Origin of the sequence: Stieleria sedimenti (assembly GCF_025060895.1) — a bacterium.
In the GTDB taxonomy this organism is placed as follows: Bacteria; Planctomycetota; Planctomycetia; order Pirellulales; family Pirellulaceae; genus Stieleria; species Stieleria sedimenti.
The window spans coordinates 33,599-47,927 of record NZ_JANZKV010000072.1 but is presented as its reverse complement, the minus strand read 5'-3'; the positions used below and the strand labels follow the sequence as shown (position 1 = coordinate 47,927).

General features: G+C 60.0%; 11 protein-coding genes. 7 read left to right on the top strand and 4 right to left on the bottom strand.

Translation table 11 applies throughout. From position 1 onward, the window contains the following. Nucleotides 1–248: 248 nt before the first annotated feature. From NZK35_RS11280 to NZK35_RS11270, 3 genes are read left to right on the top strand one after another with little or no spacing between them, the layout of a single operon-like run. Nucleotides 249–1,286 (top strand): ABC transporter ATP-binding protein, encoded by a 1,038-nt coding sequence (locus tag NZK35_RS11280; RefSeq protein WP_259632633.1) that lies wholly within the window; start codon nucleotides 249–251, stop codon nucleotides 1,284–1,286. Then, complete coding sequence (locus tag NZK35_RS11275; protein ID WP_259632632.1) at nucleotides 1,283–3,178, top strand: ABC transporter permease; 1,896 nt, start codon at nucleotides 1,283–1,285, stop codon at nucleotides 3,176–3,178. Before NZK35_RS11280 ends, NZK35_RS11275 begins: the two co-directional genes overlap by 4 nt. Beyond that, nucleotides 3,175–4,920 (top strand): IRE (iron responsive element), encoded by a 1,746-nt coding sequence (locus NZK35_RS11270; protein ID WP_259632631.1) that lies wholly within the window; start codon nucleotides 3,175–3,177, stop codon nucleotides 4,918–4,920. Before NZK35_RS11275 ends, NZK35_RS11270 begins: the two co-directional genes overlap by 4 nt. Nucleotides 4,921–5,099: 179 nt before the next feature. On the opposite strand, the gene NZK35_RS11265 is transcribed toward NZK35_RS11270, so the two are convergent. Together NZK35_RS11265 and rpe are read right to left on the bottom strand one after the other, a co-directional pair. Further along, nucleotides 5,100–5,693, bottom strand: a complete 594-nt coding sequence (locus NZK35_RS11265; RefSeq protein ID WP_259632630.1) for a histidine phosphatase family protein — start codon at nucleotides 5,691–5,693, stop codon at nucleotides 5,100–5,102. Next, nucleotides 5,690–6,379 carry a ribulose-phosphate 3-epimerase gene (rpe, locus tag NZK35_RS11260; RefSeq protein ID WP_259632629.1) on the bottom strand — a complete coding sequence of 230 codons (690 nt, stop codon included), beginning with the start codon at nucleotides 6,377–6,379 and terminating at the stop codon, nucleotides 5,690–5,692. The genes NZK35_RS11265 and rpe overlap by 4 nt, the downstream gene beginning before the upstream one ends. 434 nt (nucleotides 6,380–6,813) lie before the next feature. Between rpe and NZK35_RS11255 the strand changes: the two genes are divergently transcribed. From NZK35_RS11255 to NZK35_RS11245, 3 genes are read left to right on the top strand one after another with little or no spacing between them, the layout of a single operon-like run. After that, complete coding sequence (locus NZK35_RS11255; RefSeq protein WP_259632628.1) at nucleotides 6,814–7,908, top strand: NAD-dependent epimerase/dehydratase family protein; 1,095 nt, start codon at nucleotides 6,814–6,816, stop codon at nucleotides 7,906–7,908. Between the two features lie 45 nt (nucleotides 7,909–7,953). Further along, nucleotides 7,954–11,016: a hypothetical protein gene (locus tag NZK35_RS11250; protein ID WP_259632627.1), complete on the top strand. Its 3,063-nt coding sequence runs from the start codon at nucleotides 7,954–7,956 to the stop codon at nucleotides 11,014–11,016. A gap of 15 nt (nucleotides 11,017–11,031) precedes the next feature. Further along, on the top strand, nucleotides 11,032–11,820 hold the full coding sequence (locus NZK35_RS11245; protein WP_259632626.1) for a hypothetical protein: 789 nt from the start codon (nucleotides 11,032–11,034) through the stop codon (nucleotides 11,818–11,820). Between the two features lie 206 nt (nucleotides 11,821–12,026). Here the strand turns inward: NZK35_RS11245 and NZK35_RS11240 are convergent, their stop codons facing one another. Beyond that, entirely contained in the window at nucleotides 12,027–12,614 is a 588-nt protein-coding gene (locus tag NZK35_RS11240; RefSeq protein ID WP_259632625.1) for a hypothetical protein, read from the bottom strand. Beyond that, entirely contained in the window at nucleotides 12,614–13,006 is a 393-nt protein-coding gene (locus tag NZK35_RS11235) for a DUF4112 domain-containing protein (protein WP_259632624.1), read from the bottom strand. Before NZK35_RS11235 ends, NZK35_RS11240 begins: the two co-directional genes overlap by 1 nt. A 111-nt stretch (nucleotides 13,007–13,117) precedes the next feature. Between NZK35_RS11235 and NZK35_RS11230 the strand changes: the two genes are divergently transcribed. After that, nucleotides 13,118–14,221 carry an endonuclease/exonuclease/phosphatase family protein gene (locus tag NZK35_RS11230; protein WP_259632623.1) on the top strand — a complete coding sequence of 368 codons (1,104 nt, stop codon included), beginning with the start codon at nucleotides 13,118–13,120 and terminating at the stop codon, nucleotides 14,219–14,221. Nucleotides 14,222–14,329: the final 108 nt, after the last annotated feature.

Sequence of the window (14,329 nt, the reverse complement as noted above, 5' to 3'; positions counted from 1 at the left end):
GTTTGCCGAGCCGCCTCTCGATCGCCCGCGAGGGCCGCGGTATTGTGCCAAGGCCGGTACCGCCTTGGCAACGACGCATCGCGGCGAAGACTTATAAAAAGAGTCTGGCGGAAAAAGTCCGAACCGCCGGTAGCGATCTCGCGTAGCGTAAACAACCCTCAATATTCCGGCTGGATTTTCAGACAGGCCCGACTGTTTCTGCCTTATCAGCCCACCCTTTTTGCCCTTTTCTACGGAAGCCTTTGTTCGTGGATACCGATTCAACCGCCGTCGCGGACTCCGCCGACGAAAACACCCCCGCCGGCGCCGCCCCGGTCGCCGCCCGTGCCAGCGCGACGGGCAGCGATGTCGTCATCGAAACCCGCAACTTGAGCAAGATTTACAAGGATTTCTGGGGCCGAAAGAAAGTCCACGCGTTGAAATCCTTGGACATCGAAGTCCGCAAGGGCGAGATCTTCGGCCTGCTCGGCCCCAACGGCTCGGGTAAGTCGACCACGATCAAATTGATCTTGGGCTTGCTGTTCCCCACCAGCGGACGTGTCCTGGTGTTTGACAAGGACGCCACCGAAACCAAAAAGAACGAGCAGATCGGCTACCTGCCCGAAGAATCGTATCTGTATCAGTTCCTCAATGCCGAAGAGACCCTGGACTTTTACGGACGCCTGTTCGACATGTCCGGGCGACAACGCAAACAACGTGTCGAGGAACTGCTGACGCTGGTCGGGCTGCAAGGCGCCCGCCACCGCCAACTGCGCGAATACAGTAAAGGGATGCGGCGCCGCGTCGGTTTGGCCCAGGCGCTGATCAACGACCCCGACCTGATCCTATTGGACGAGCCCACCACCGGTTTGGACCCGATCGGGATCCGCGAGATGAAGGACCTGATCTTGGCCCTTCGCGATCAGGGAAAAACCATCCTGTTGTGCAGCCACCAACTCGGTGACGTGCAAGACGTCTGTGATCGTGTCGCCATCTTGCACCAGGGCGAACTGAAAGAACTCGGACGCGTGACCGACCTGCTGAAGGTCCAAGACGTGACCGAAGTCCACGCCAGTGGGCTCAGCGAAGAGGCCAAGAACGAAATCCGCGAGGTGATCGCGCGGCACGGCGCGGACCTGAAATCGATGGACAACCCGACCGCGACGATGGAGGACCTGTTCCTCAACATCGTCCGCGAAAGCGAAGCCCGCCCCGGCGCACGTCGCGTTTCGGCCACCGCCAGCGACGAGCCGGCTGCCGACGCCTCCGCCGCAGAGGGATCGCAAGCGGGGAGTGACAACTCATGAACTTGCAACCAGACGATTTCTGGACCTTTTCCGAATGGCTGTTCCGGCCCGGAGCGTTTCTCGAAAGCGCCTTCCTGCAAGGCGTCGTGCTGATCGTCCTGGCGATCGTGCTGGGGTTGCTGGTCGGCTACGTCATCTCCGCCGCACGCTACGGCCCGGGTGAAGGCTTCTATGCGGTCGCCCGTGCGATCCGCGACCTGCTCCGCACCGATCTGCCGGGGACCAGCCCCAGCCGGATCGTGGCGTTGGCAAGACTGGCATTCAAGGAAGCCATCCGTCGCCGCGTGTTGTTCGTCGTCGGTTTGTTCGTGGTCATCCTGCTGCTGGCCGGCTGGTTCCTGAACCCCGAAAGCGATGACCCGGCACGACTGTATATCAGTTTTGTGCTCACCGCGACCAACTACCTGGTGTTGGCCCTGGCGTTGTTCATCAGCGCGTTTTCGCTGCCGCAAGACATCGAGAACCGGACGATCTACACGATCGTGACCAAACCCGTTCGCGCGACCGAGATCGTGCTCGGACGGATGCTGGGGTTTGTCGCCGTCGGAACCGTGATGCTGATCCCGATGGGCTTGGCCAGCTATATCTTCGTCGACCGCGGGCTCGATCACACCCACTACGGTGTCGTCGAGGCGAATGAAATCGACGGCCGGATCGTCGGAAAAACCGACCGCGTCCGAAAACACGAGCACACCTTCACCATCGAGGCCGGCGAAACGCAGGGGCTGACCAATTTCGTCCGTGGACACCGCCACGTCGTCACCCGCAACGACGACGGGTCGTTCACCATCGGCCCGCCGACCGGTCAGTTGCGGGCACGCATTCCGTCTTATGGGGAGATCCAATTCTATGACCGCAACGGTGATCCCAAAGAATCCGGAATCGACGTCGGGGCCGAACGGCTCGCCGGCGGCTACGGCTCGGCCGGCATCTCGCGGCTGATCGGCGTCGCCAAGGGAAACCGCAAACTGGAACACTCCTATGTCGAAGGCGGAACGCTGGGGATGGCCGAATTCACGTTCGACAACGTGACGCGGCAACGCTTCCCCGACAAAATTCCGTTCGACCTGTCGATCCGGGCCTACCGGTCGTTCAAGGGAGACATCGAGTCGGGTATTCGCGGATCGCTGACTTTCAAGAATCCCGACACCGGTTTTTCATTGACTCCCAAACAGTTCACCGTGGAGGAGTATCAGATCGACGAGCGTGAGCTGCCGCTGACGTTCGAATGGCTGAACAAGGAAACCGGCGAAGTGGAAACGCGAAACGTGTTTGACGACGTCGTGACCGAAGACGGCCGCATGCAGATCCTGCTGAAATGCTTGGACAGCAGCCAGTACCTCGGGGTCACCAAGAGCGGACTGTATCTGCGCCCGGCGGAATCCAGCTTCGGATGGAATCTGACCAAGGCGTACGGTTCGATCTGGTTGCAGATGACGATGATCATTGCGTTCGGCGTGATGTTCAGCACATTCTTGAGCGGACCGGTCGCGATGGTGGCCACCGCCGTCTGCGTGCTGCTCGGATTTTCCGCCGAGAGCATCTATGACACCCGTCACTTTATCGATTCGAACATCGAACGCGGCGGCGGCCCGATCGAGTCGCTCGTGCGTCTGGTCAAACAAGACGCGATGACCACCCAACTGGACGTCGAAGGGGTTGCCAACACCTTGATCAAGTCGGCCGATGCGGTGATCGTCTACACCATGGACGCCGTGGCGACGGCATTGCCGAACCTGCCGCGGATGGTTTCGACGGCCGAATACGCCGCCAGCGGAATCGATATTTTCAACGCCGTGTTGGCGCGTCACAGCGTCGCGACACTCGGCTATTGCCTGTTGGCATTTTTGATCAGTTACTTCTTTTTGAAAGCTCGTGAGATCGCGGCATGAATCAGTCGACTGCGTTTCGTCGCAAAATCATTTACCTGGTGATTCTTGTGGCGACCTTGGTCCCGCTTTATCTGTTGGGCCAGCCCTCCGATGGGACCCCCGATTCGGGCGGCCAACTGGCCACGATGCGGCAGGAATTCGGGATCGCCGAAAGCGACCTCGGTGAAATCAGCCCGGCCAGCGAAACGATGAAACTCGCGTCGCTCGGCCTGCGTGGCGTCGCCGCGACGTTGTTGTGGGAAAAGGCGCACAAGTATCGGGTGCTGCACGAATGGGATCGCCTCAAGGCAGCCCTGAACAACATCGCCCTGTTGCAACCACACTACGACAAGGTCTGGGAACACCAGGCTCACAACCTGGCCTACAACGTTTCGGTCGAGTTCGACGACTACCGCCAGCGGTACGAGATGGTCCGCGAAGGCACCGAGTTTCTGACCCGTGGCGTGCGGCAAAACCGCAAAGCCCCGCGGCTGATCTGGTACACCGGATGGTTCTATGGCCAGAAAATTGGCATGTCGGACGAGAAGCGTCAATTCCGACGTCTGTTTGCCGACGACACCGTGCTGCACGATTCGCTGGCCAATGAAGGCATCGCCGTGGACAGCAGCGAAGCGCTCGGGCCTTTCCAGAAACCAGACAATTGGTTGGTCGGTCGGTTGTGGCTCAATCACGGCTACGACGTCGTCGACGCCGGCGTCGAGATCCGTCGTCAAACCCCGATCAATTTCTATGAAACCGGTCCGAAGTGGTCGATCAAACACGCCGAAGCCATCGAAAACGAAGGCGTGCTGGATCAACGCGCCATCAGCGCCTGGACCAAGGCGTCGGAAAACTGGGATCGATTCGGCAAACGGAGCATCCCAACCCTGGCCCGATTCACCGTCAAACTGGGGTCGCTGTCGGACCTGCTGAACGAACGCGGCGAACTGGCAGAAAAGTTCCGCAAACTCGCCGGACAAGTCTATTTGGACATGAGGCAAGAAAAGGTCGATCAGCTGCCGATCGACATGCGCAACGTTTACGAAAAGGACCCGGACCAGCGCACCGAGGCCGGAAAGGAAGCGATGCCCAATATCCTGGCCGCGATCGAACCGAATTTCCAAGACGTCGCACAGCGTCTGCCGACCGAAAAACAATTGCCCGCCCTGCAGATCCTGGATGAAATCGACGATCTGGACCAACGGATCCAGAAAACCGATGGCCTGCGGAAACAGATCAATTACGTCTACTGGGAAAGCCTTTCCATGGCCGAACAGGAAGACCGAACGGTGAAAGCCCGAAAGCTGATTTATGACGCCGAAAAGGCCAACCGAGAAGCCGAAGTCGACTTGGCGATCAAGCTGTACCTGGAAGCCTTCCAAATCTGGTACGAGATCTTTGAAGACTATCCGGTGTTGACCATCGATGACTCGGCCGAAGACCTGTACGCGTCGATCCGCCGCTACATGATCATGATCGACTCCGAAGAACTCTCCGAAGATTTCCCCCTCAGCGGGTTCGCCGAGATGATGGAGCAGGGTTTGGGGCGAACCAGTCCGGAAAGCTACGAGCGGTTCCGCAAGGAACAAGAGGAACTGGCGGCCAAACGGCAGAAAGAGCTTGAGGAAGAGGAGCGACGCCGAGAGGCCGAAGCCGCCAAGGAAATGAAGGCCGCGGAGGAGAAGGACGAAACTCCGAAGGACGAAACGACCGAGGGTGAAGGTGACGGCGAGGCGGAGGAATCTGAGTCGCCGGCCCAATAGGTAGGTCACGCTGTGCGTGACATCTGGCATGCACAGCATGACCTACGGCTTACGACATCTGGCATGCACAGCATGACCTACGGCTACGACATCTGGCATGCACAGCATGCCCTACGGCTACGACATCTGGCATGCACAGCATGCCCTACGGCTACGACTCCTGGCATGCACAGCATGCCCTACATTTCGGTTTCGATCATCGACCAGGATGCCGAGTCGGTTTCGCTCTTCCAGACGCTGGCCAGGTCTTCTCCGCTGAGCCGAGACTGAACGACCGACGCCAACGGTTCGGGGATCACCATGGCGACGACGTGGTCGCGTCCTTTTTTCAGGCACTTTCGCAGGGCCTTGTCGACACGTGCCTTGGCCCCGGCGACGGGTTCACCGCCGGGCGGACAAAACTCATCCGGCCGCTCGACCCCTTGGCGATAGACCTTGGGATGGTTGCGGCGTACTTCATCGATCAGCTTTCCGTGCCACAGGCCGTGATCGAGGTTCCTGAAGGCATCGATGATTTTGACTTTGACTTCACGCCCGGCCGCCCGCTGTTCGTCTGCCAGCCGTTTGGCGGTCTCACGTGCCGATTCACAGGGAGACGAATAAATCGTCTTCACGCTCACGCTGGCGAGTTCCTTGGCCAGCGTCGCAGCCTGTTCGGCGCCGCGACTGCTCAACGGCATGTCCAGGCAACCCTTCATGCGGCCCTGGTCATCGAAATCGGTCGCGCCGGGGCGAATCAACAACACCCGGGTCAACATTGCGGAACGAATCATGAGACCCCTCCCGCGATTTCGGCATCGAGCGCCGCGATCGCAGCGGCGTAGTCGTCTTGCTTGAAGATCGCCGATCCGACGACGAACAAATCGCAACCGGCCGCTCGGGCCGCCCCGATCGTCCTTAAGTTGATGCCACCGTCGATTTCAAGCAACAGATCCGGATGGGACTGTTTCAACGCGGCCAGTTTGGCCAGGGCGACGGGATTGAACGCTTGTCCGCCAAACCCCGCGTTGACGCTCATGACCAAGACCATGTCGACCTCGTCCAGGCATCGGTCCAGCGCCGACAGATCGGTGTCGGGGTTCAATGCCACCCCCACGGCCGCTCCCATCGAGCGAATTTCGCGGGCCACCTCGCCCGCATCCTCGACCGCTTCGACATGAAACGTCAGCAGGTCCGCGCCGGCGTCGACCATCGGCTGGGCATACCGCAGCGGATCGCTGATCATCAGATGGACGTCCATCGGAAGATCGCTGTGTCGACGAATGCCTTCGACGATCGGCATGCCGTACGTCAAATTCGGGACGAAATGGCCGTCCATCACGTCCAGGTGTAACACCTGCGTCCCGGCATCTTCCAGTCGCGCCAGTTCGGTTTTGAGATCGCCGAAGTCGCACAGCAGTAGACTCGGCAAGACACTCGGTCCGGCGTTGCGTATTAACTCAAGCTTGTCTTGCGACATGCAGTTCTCTCATCAGATTCGGAAGAGCAGACCCAGCGTCGATTCGAAACTCGAATCTGTCGCAACTGGTTGCCCCAGAAACGACACCAGGGAAGTCACATCCATCGCTGCACCGAGACACCAAGGGGTCTCGCGATCGATCTGCTCCAAATTGGTGATCGACAGGGTGGTCAAAACACAGGTCAGTTGTCAATTCACCTGCTTCGGGAGGTTTCGCTCGATTTAGCCCCTCTCACCCCGTTTTTGCCGATTTTTAGCGTTGCGGGCAAATCCCAGGGGCCTTTAAGGGAACCTAAATTCACATTAAAAAACATTTCTCTGGCCGCCCCAGAACCCGGAATATCCTCCCGTCGCCGACGGTGGCCGAAAGTGGCCGCCGCGGCGGCCACCTTACCGACGCTTTCAACCGCAAACCCCAGCTACCCAATCACACCATGCGAGTCTTCGTCACCGGAGGGACCGGACTACTGGGAAACACCGTGATCCGCCAACTCAACGAGCGCGGCGATTCCGTCCTGGCGTTGGTCCGCAGCGAACCGGACGCCGAAGTCTTTGCCGGCTTGGACGTCGAACTGGTCCACAGTTCGCTGGTGCCGCCGCCGGGCCAATCCGACGGCCGATCCGACGGGGAAGCCGTTGGCGAACCCGCTGGCGAATCTGGCGAATGCAGTGCCGACCCGCTGGACGACCCGGTCGATCAAGCCATCGCCGAGTGCGACGCGGTCGTCCACGCCGCTGCGATGATTCATTTGGGCTGGCACAAGATCGAGCAATCGATGCAGGTCAATCGAGACGGCACCCGCCGTATCGTCGAATCCTGTGTCCGCCACGCCAAGAAACTCGCGGCCATCGGAACCGTCAACGCGATCGCCCTCGGATCCCCCCGCACAATCGCCGACGAAACGACGCCCTTGGAACACGCCGGAGGACAGGTCCCATGTGCCTATGTCCAAAGTAAACGCGCGTCGGTCGAAGTGATTCGTCAGGCGATCCCGGATGGACTGAAAACCGTGATCCTGCATCCGGGATTCATGCTGGGGCCATGGGACTGGAAACCCAGCAGCGGGCGGATGATGCTAGAAGTCGGATCGGGCTGGAAGCCGATCGCTCCCTCGGGTGGCTGCAGCTTGTGTGACTCCCGCGATGTCGCCGCCGGGGTGATCGCGGCACTCGATGGCGATTGCCCCAACGGACGTGAATTCATTCTCGCCGGGCACAATTGGACCTATGAAAAACTTTGGACCGAAATGGCCAAACGCATGGGGAAACGCCCCCCGATCCGATCGGCCGGTCCCGGCATCGAGTACCTGGCCGGGCTGGTCGGCGACGCCTGGGGGCGCGTGACCGGCCAGGAACCCGACTTCAACAGCGCCGGGGTGAGGATGAGCAGCCAATACCATTGGTATTCCAGCCGCCGCGCCGAGACCGAGTTGGGGTATCGGATTCGCGACGCCCAGGAAACGCTCGACGCGGCCGGGGAGTGGATTCGTGACCGATTCGTCTTGCCGAGCAAGGCCGTTGCGAGCTAGTCTCCGACCAGTCTTGCTCCTCCACTCTCGCGACTTTCACCTGTCATGATCGGACACGGATGTCCTCCCGCATTCCTCAACGCGCACCGCTCTGCCGCGTTCGTCTTCGGGGCGAGCGTCACGCTGGTGGTCGTTTGGACGGTGCTGGTGGCGGAGAGTCACGCACAAACGCCGACAGAGGCATTCACGGACACTGCGATCGAGGCATCAACGGGAGCGGCCGCTGATTCCAAGACGCCGAGTGACGTGCCGGCGAGTGATCCGCCCGACCGCCAGTGGTCGAATCTGGCGACACGTCCGTTTGAGTTTCATTCGACCAACCCGGCTTGGCCGCTGGTCGATGCCGACGACAAACATCAACTGTCGGTCAAGATCCGATCGTTACCGCAATACGCCGATCGCGAGCTGACACTCCATTACGAGCTGATCCGTGTCGAAGATGGTGCGGTGGTCGGCCGCGAACAGACCGATCTTCGGCTCAGCCCCTCGGGTGACTGCGAGGAAATCGCGATCGCGGCTTCATCGCCCGACCAACCAGGTGTCTACGAAATCCGTTGCCGGCTGAGCGAAAAATCCGACCGCATCTGGTCGCGTTTGACACGTTCGCCTAATCAACTCGCTTCGGTGCAAACGCCCTGGATGGTTTTTCAAGACAAGACCGATGACGACGTCGAACCCATCACCTGGCGGCGAATCGGCAGCATCGAGCCGATCGATCCGTCCGATTGGCAGCGACCGGCCTGGATGCCGAACGGGGCGACAAAATTGGTCCCGAATGTCAAACGCGTCAGCGAATCGCTGACCCTGTCAACGCGGCGTCACGCCGCGCGGGACCAGCCGCATGAACTTGCCCCCGGCCAGTCCATGGTCGGATTCCTGGGCGAATTGAAGCCGCATCAACCGTACCAACTGTCCCTCACGTTGGCCGAGTCGACCCTCGACGCGGCCCCCAAAACCGCGCGCATCGAATTCGCGAACACCCCAGAATTCCAACCCGTCACGCGTACCGTCACGCTGTCCGTCGGTCGCCCCATGGATGTGGCCTCCGACAGTCTTGCCGCCGTCGTCACACATCAAATCTTGCACTTCGCTCACGACGGCCACGAGTTCGTCCGGATCAGCAACGAATCCGGCGACCAATCGATTTCCATCAAATCGCTGCTTCTGGACGAACCCGTTTCCGGCGAATCCGCCTCGGACGAACACAAGACGCCACGCCACGTCACCCTGCGGGTTGATTCGCCCAATTGGCTGACCGACCTGAACACGGACTACACGAACCAAGTCGCGCGTGGTGATTACGCTGAATCAACCGCACTGATGTTCTACTTGTGGAAAGCGACTTCGCGGCTGGCCACCCACGCCGCTTGGTTTGGCTACGATGAAGCCTCCGTTGCGATCGATACACGAGGATGGATTTCGGCCGCCGGCCAAGCCCCTCCAGCACAGGCAACCGCAGACCAGCCAGCCTCAGCGCAGGCGCAGTCGGCTCCAGGTCCGCTGTGGCTCGGCGACTACTTTGAAGCGGCGGTCGCTGCCTGGTCCGCGTCCGGGCCGGTGCGGGTCATCCCACGTCGGCCGGGCCGGCCGAACTTGGACGAAGCGGCACACCCGGGACGACTGTTGCATTTGGAAACGGGGGCGATCGACGGGCAAACCTCGATGAAAACGTCCCTGCGATTCCTGAAATCATGTGTCCAGAGCCCCACCGACGTTGTTTCGATTCCGGCCAGGGAACTGCCGCTCGCACTGGAGCGGTCCTTTCGCGAAACGATCCACCACTACCGGCAAACGCCAATCGATGCCACACCGGTGTCTTCGTCAGCGGATGTCGATTCGGATTACGTGCATGTGTTGGTGAACCAAACGGCCCCCGCTCCAACATCCGACCAAGCCCCATCGCCCGATCAACCGTCACCGATCCGGCTCACCGTGATCAACAAGGCCCCTTGGACCAGTCAGGTCAAACTGCAGTTCTCCACCCGGCGGATCGCCGACTGCAGCCTGCTCCGCGCAGACGACACCAACGCGATTGTCCAACCGACCGGCGTCGCCGACACACGATTGCTGACCGTCGCTCCGACGTCCATCGTTCGGCTGCAAGTCCGCGGGGAAACCGATCCGATTCAACTGGTCGCCTGGCAGGGCAACATGGTCGGCGGAGCGGAAACGCTGAAGCGGCTCAAAGCACATGTCGCTGAAGTCGTCGGTAAGATCGGCACCCTGGCGTTGCCCGACGATTACATCGAATTGACCAATGGCGGTTTCGAGATCGAAGGCCAAGTCGGCATCGTCGGCTGGATGCATACGCAGTTCCCCGCCGGCGCCGTCACGCTCGACTCCACCGAATCGATCGAGGGATCCCATTCGATCCGCATGACCGCTGACACCGCCTCGGCGGGCCGCATCTGGTTGGTCAGTGAACCCATTCCGGTGCCGCGTTCGGGCCGGCTGGCCGTCTCGTTTGCCATCCGTGCAAATAAAAAGACCGTCGAAGCTGACCCCAACGCGTCACCGATCTTGAAAACCAGTGCAACGACGGCTTCACACAAAGAGGCACCTCGACACCGCGTTCGCGTTTCGCTGGAGGGGAATCGGTTGGGGAAACCCGTTCGCATCTCAACCGAATTCGATGTCCCCTGCGACGGACATTGGCAACCCCGGCATGTCGTCTTGGAAGCCGAACGAATCCATCGCGAAGAAATGGAATCCGTTCGATTGACGATCGACAGCCTCTCGCCAGGAAAAATTTGGATCGATGACGTCCATCTGCACGACCGGTTCCCGACCGGAGCCGAGCGAACGGCATTGCAGGACAACGCCTTCCTGGCAATCCAAGGCCTTCAACGCGGAAACTTGAAACCCGCTGTCGGACTGCTAAATAATGGGTGGTCGCGATACTTGATGGCTCGATCCCATCAGCGGGGCACCCCTCCATCGGATGCTGCGACGGGAAACTCTTCGCCGGCGTCCGGCGTCGTCCATCATTCCGGATCGATTCCGACCCCCACCGCGGGCCGCGCCGATACCATGGCGGAGCCCCACCCGAAACGTGAAAGCGTCGCCGATCGACTGCGTGACTGGTTACCGAAGCCGATTCGATTCTAAAGAGGAAGACTGTTTATGTGGATGCGACTGATCAAACGATTGCTGTTGGTCGGCGCATTACTCGTCGCCTCGCTCGGTGCCACAGCGTTTTGGGCTCACCGTGAAACCAAGAAAGTGCCTGAATTTTACGAGCGTGCCATCGCCGCCCCGCCACCGCAAGACGTCGCCGAGTCGGTCGAGCAGCTCGAATCGGACGTTCAGAAACTGCAAGACGATGTCGCCCAACCCGGGCTGTGGCAGGCCCAGTTTGCCGCCGAACAAATCAACGCCTGGCTGATCGATCAACTTCCCAAGCGATTCCCCACACTGGAAGCCAAAGGGTTGCAAGAGCCTCGCGTGATGATTCAAGACGGCCTGTTGATGGCCGCCGCTCGATTCAAGGACCATCGCCTCGACGCCGTTCTGTCCTGCGAGCTAAGTGTCCAATTGACCGACCAACCCAACCGCCTGGCCGTCTCGATCAAGCAAATCCGCGCCGGTGCGTTGCCGCTGCCACTGTCTCAGTTCAAAGATCGAATCAAGTTGATCGCATCAAAGACCAACCTGAACTTGCAATGGGACACTCAGGACGGTGAATCGATCGCACTGATCGACGTACCCGACCAGTATCCGGGGCACATGGACGGTTCCGTGATCATCGAATCGATCGAACTCGCCGACCAATACCTCACCGTCACCGGACAAACCGGTGACTTGCAATCGTCCACGTTCACGCCCCAAGGTGAGATCTACAAGCTCGCACAACTGGACGACGAACCGGAATCCGAGACTCTCTCGGACACCCCTTCATCCCGCGGTTTGTGAGCGGGCGACGGCATTGTGTCGGGCAACGCGGTGAAGCGTTTTGCAGCGGTCTTGGGCTCGCGGCCTGCCGCTAAAAACCCGTGCAACACGAGAATCAAAGGCGTCACAGCGTTGCGTGTCGGGGTGTTCGATTTGGGATACGCTTCCAGCCTGTCATTCCGGCGTCGACAGGCTGGAAGCCTATCCCACTTGTTTTCCGTGCGTCGCTAAGTGTCCCGCTCGGAGAACAGGGTTGCTGTCCACGTTTGATTCTGCTCCGCCGCATCTCCATCCGATTGCGAAAAGCGAATCACCATCCAGGCGTCGGCGTCGCGACCCTGACGCATCCCCGTGGTTGAACCTTCAGTGGTTGAACGCGTCCATCGCAACCGAGCTTCGAAGCAGGCCGCCGTCTGACGTTTCAATTCGTATCGCCCCGTGGCAAGTTGCCGGACCAATCCGCGGCCGGCCCCGATGTCACCTTCGAAATCCAAATAACGCTCGCGATGATCGGCCAACCGCAGCGCCGGCGTAGTGATCCGATCCACCCGATCCGATGGCGGCTTGTCCAACTCGGGCAAGGGGTCGGTCGCCCAGGTCCATAACCCTGCAATTGGCGTTGTTTTTTTGAGGTGATCAGCGCGTGAATCGTCCGCTGGACCGCCTGATCGATCGCCCGGCGGTTGGAACAACCAATCCCAATGCACCGGTCCTGCGGCAATGCCCCGCCCAGCAGACGGTTGCCGCCTGGCGAAACCCTGGCCGACCGTGTGAATCAGAATCGTAAACCGCGGCAACGTCTCGAGGGATTGCATCAGGGACCGGCCACTCGCTTGTTGAGATGCTTTTCCAACAGCACGGCGTTGCGACGATTGGATTTCCAATACCAATCAAAGAGGTCACCGGCGATCGGCACGGCCCCGAGCGTTGCGTCGATCAAGACGTTGCCGCACATGCGGATCAACACGCCCGTGGACGCCTTCATGCGAAACGCCTCGCCGATCAACCAGAGCCCGACCACCGCGGTGGCCGCATCGCCCACCCCCGGCAGAAGTCCCACCAACGTGTCCAACCCAAATCGGACGCGGGTTCCCGGCAATGCAAATTTGTCATCCATCCATCCGGCGAACTTACGGACCCGCGCCAGACGCCGCTCCACGTCTTGCCATTGCGACATCTCACGCACTCCCGGTTTTCGTTTTGCCATTGCCCCAGACGCCCAAGTTTACCTATAGCCACCTAAAACCATCGAGAGGGTGATCAACGTCAACCCCAACCAGCATGGTTGGGCCCAGCAACGTTCGGCAAGGAGGCCGAGGTGGGGATCTTTTCCAAACGTCGAAGAAAAAGCTCCTACAGTAGCACAAGTTCGCTGCTGCGCTGGTTTGGTCCGGGCGCGACGACGCTCGGATTGCTCTACGCACTCTACCTGATGCTGACCGGCGGGCTGAGTTTTTCGTCGCTTGACGGATTACTCGGGCCGGATTCCGAGACGGCCTTTCGCGGCGAAACCATTTCGCTGGGCGACCGAACCGAACGTCCGCCCGACCGCATTCGCATCGCGACCTTCAATATTGAACACTTCGCGGACAAGAAATCCAGCATCCGACAAAACGAAGACGGCGTCGATGTATTGGGAACGATCGCCAAGATCGTCAGCACGTTTGACGTCGTGGCGATCCAAGAACTGCAGGGCGCCGACGGCATCGCCCTGCAACGACTGGTCGGGCTGTTGAACGAATCCGGGGGGACCTATGCCGCGACGATGAGCGATCCGATCGGCGAAGCCTACTTGGAATCGTACGCCTTTGTCTGGGATCGCTCACGGATCAATCTGGTGCCCGGCTCCGCCTATGTCGTGCAGGATCCCGGCAAACGCATGTACCGCGAACCGATGGTGGCAACGTTCGAAACCGTGGTTCCCAAAGAGAGCACCCAGCGGCCATTTCGATTCACGATGATCAACGTCCACACCAAACCCGACCGCGTCGATCCCGCGGATCGGGATAGCGAAATCAATGTGCTGGCCGACGTCTTTCAACGCGTCCGCGAATATGAATTTCAACAGTACTCCGAAGACGACTTCATCTTGCTGGGCGATCTCAACGTCAGCGAAAAGGACCTGGGACAGCTGAAATCGATCCCCGGCGTGCTCTCGCTGGCGGCCGACATTCAAACCAACATCAATCGAACCAAGACCAACGATCACATCCTGATCGACAGCAGCGTGACTGCCGAATACTCGGGGCGACTCGGCGTGATCGATTTGAAGGCCGACCTGGGCCTTACCGAAAAACAGGCCAATGCGATCAGCGATCACATTCCTTTGTGGGCCGAGTTCAATCTCTACGAACAGCCGCCCGCCACTCGAGCGACCGCCACTGCCACCGCCAGTGGCCCCGGAACACGGTTGATCCAGTAGCGCGACCGCATCACACTCAATCGGCGAGATCGTGGGTCATTGTCGCGTTTGGCGTCTTTCCTGAGCTGGACGTTCCCTTCAGCCGATCCGCGGCCCGGACGTCACCAG

Bases quoted from the DNA above. Each gene is read 5' to 3' on its own strand.
- NZK35_RS11275 (WP_259632632.1), top strand. From the start codon at position 1,283: ATGAACTTGCAACCAGACGATTTCTGGACCTTTTCCGAATGGCTGTTC.
- NZK35_RS11270 (WP_259632631.1), top strand. From the start codon at position 3,175: ATGAATCAGTCGACTGCGTTTCGTCGCAAAATCATTTACCTGGTGATT.
- NZK35_RS11265 (WP_259632630.1), bottom strand. From the start codon at position 5,693: ATGATTCGTTCCGCAATGTTGACCCGGGTGTTGTTGATTCGCCCCGGC.
- rpe (WP_259632629.1), bottom strand. From the start codon at position 6,379: ATGTCGCAAGACAAGCTTGAGTTAATACGCAACGCCGGACCGAGTGTC.
- NZK35_RS11255 (WP_259632628.1), top strand. From the start codon at position 6,814: ATGCGAGTCTTCGTCACCGGAGGGACCGGACTACTGGGAAACACCGTG.
- NZK35_RS11250 (WP_259632627.1), top strand. From the start codon at position 7,954: ATGATCGGACACGGATGTCCTCCCGCATTCCTCAACGCGCACCGCTCT.
- NZK35_RS11245 (WP_259632626.1), top strand. From the start codon at position 11,032: ATGTGGATGCGACTGATCAAACGATTGCTGTTGGTCGGCGCATTACTC.
- NZK35_RS11240 (WP_259632625.1), bottom strand. From the start codon at position 12,614: ATGCAATCCCTCGAGACGTTGCCGCGGTTTACGATTCTGATTCACACG.
- NZK35_RS11235 (WP_259632624.1), bottom strand. From the start codon at position 13,006: ATGGCAAAACGAAAACCGGGAGTGCGTGAGATGTCGCAATGGCAAGAC.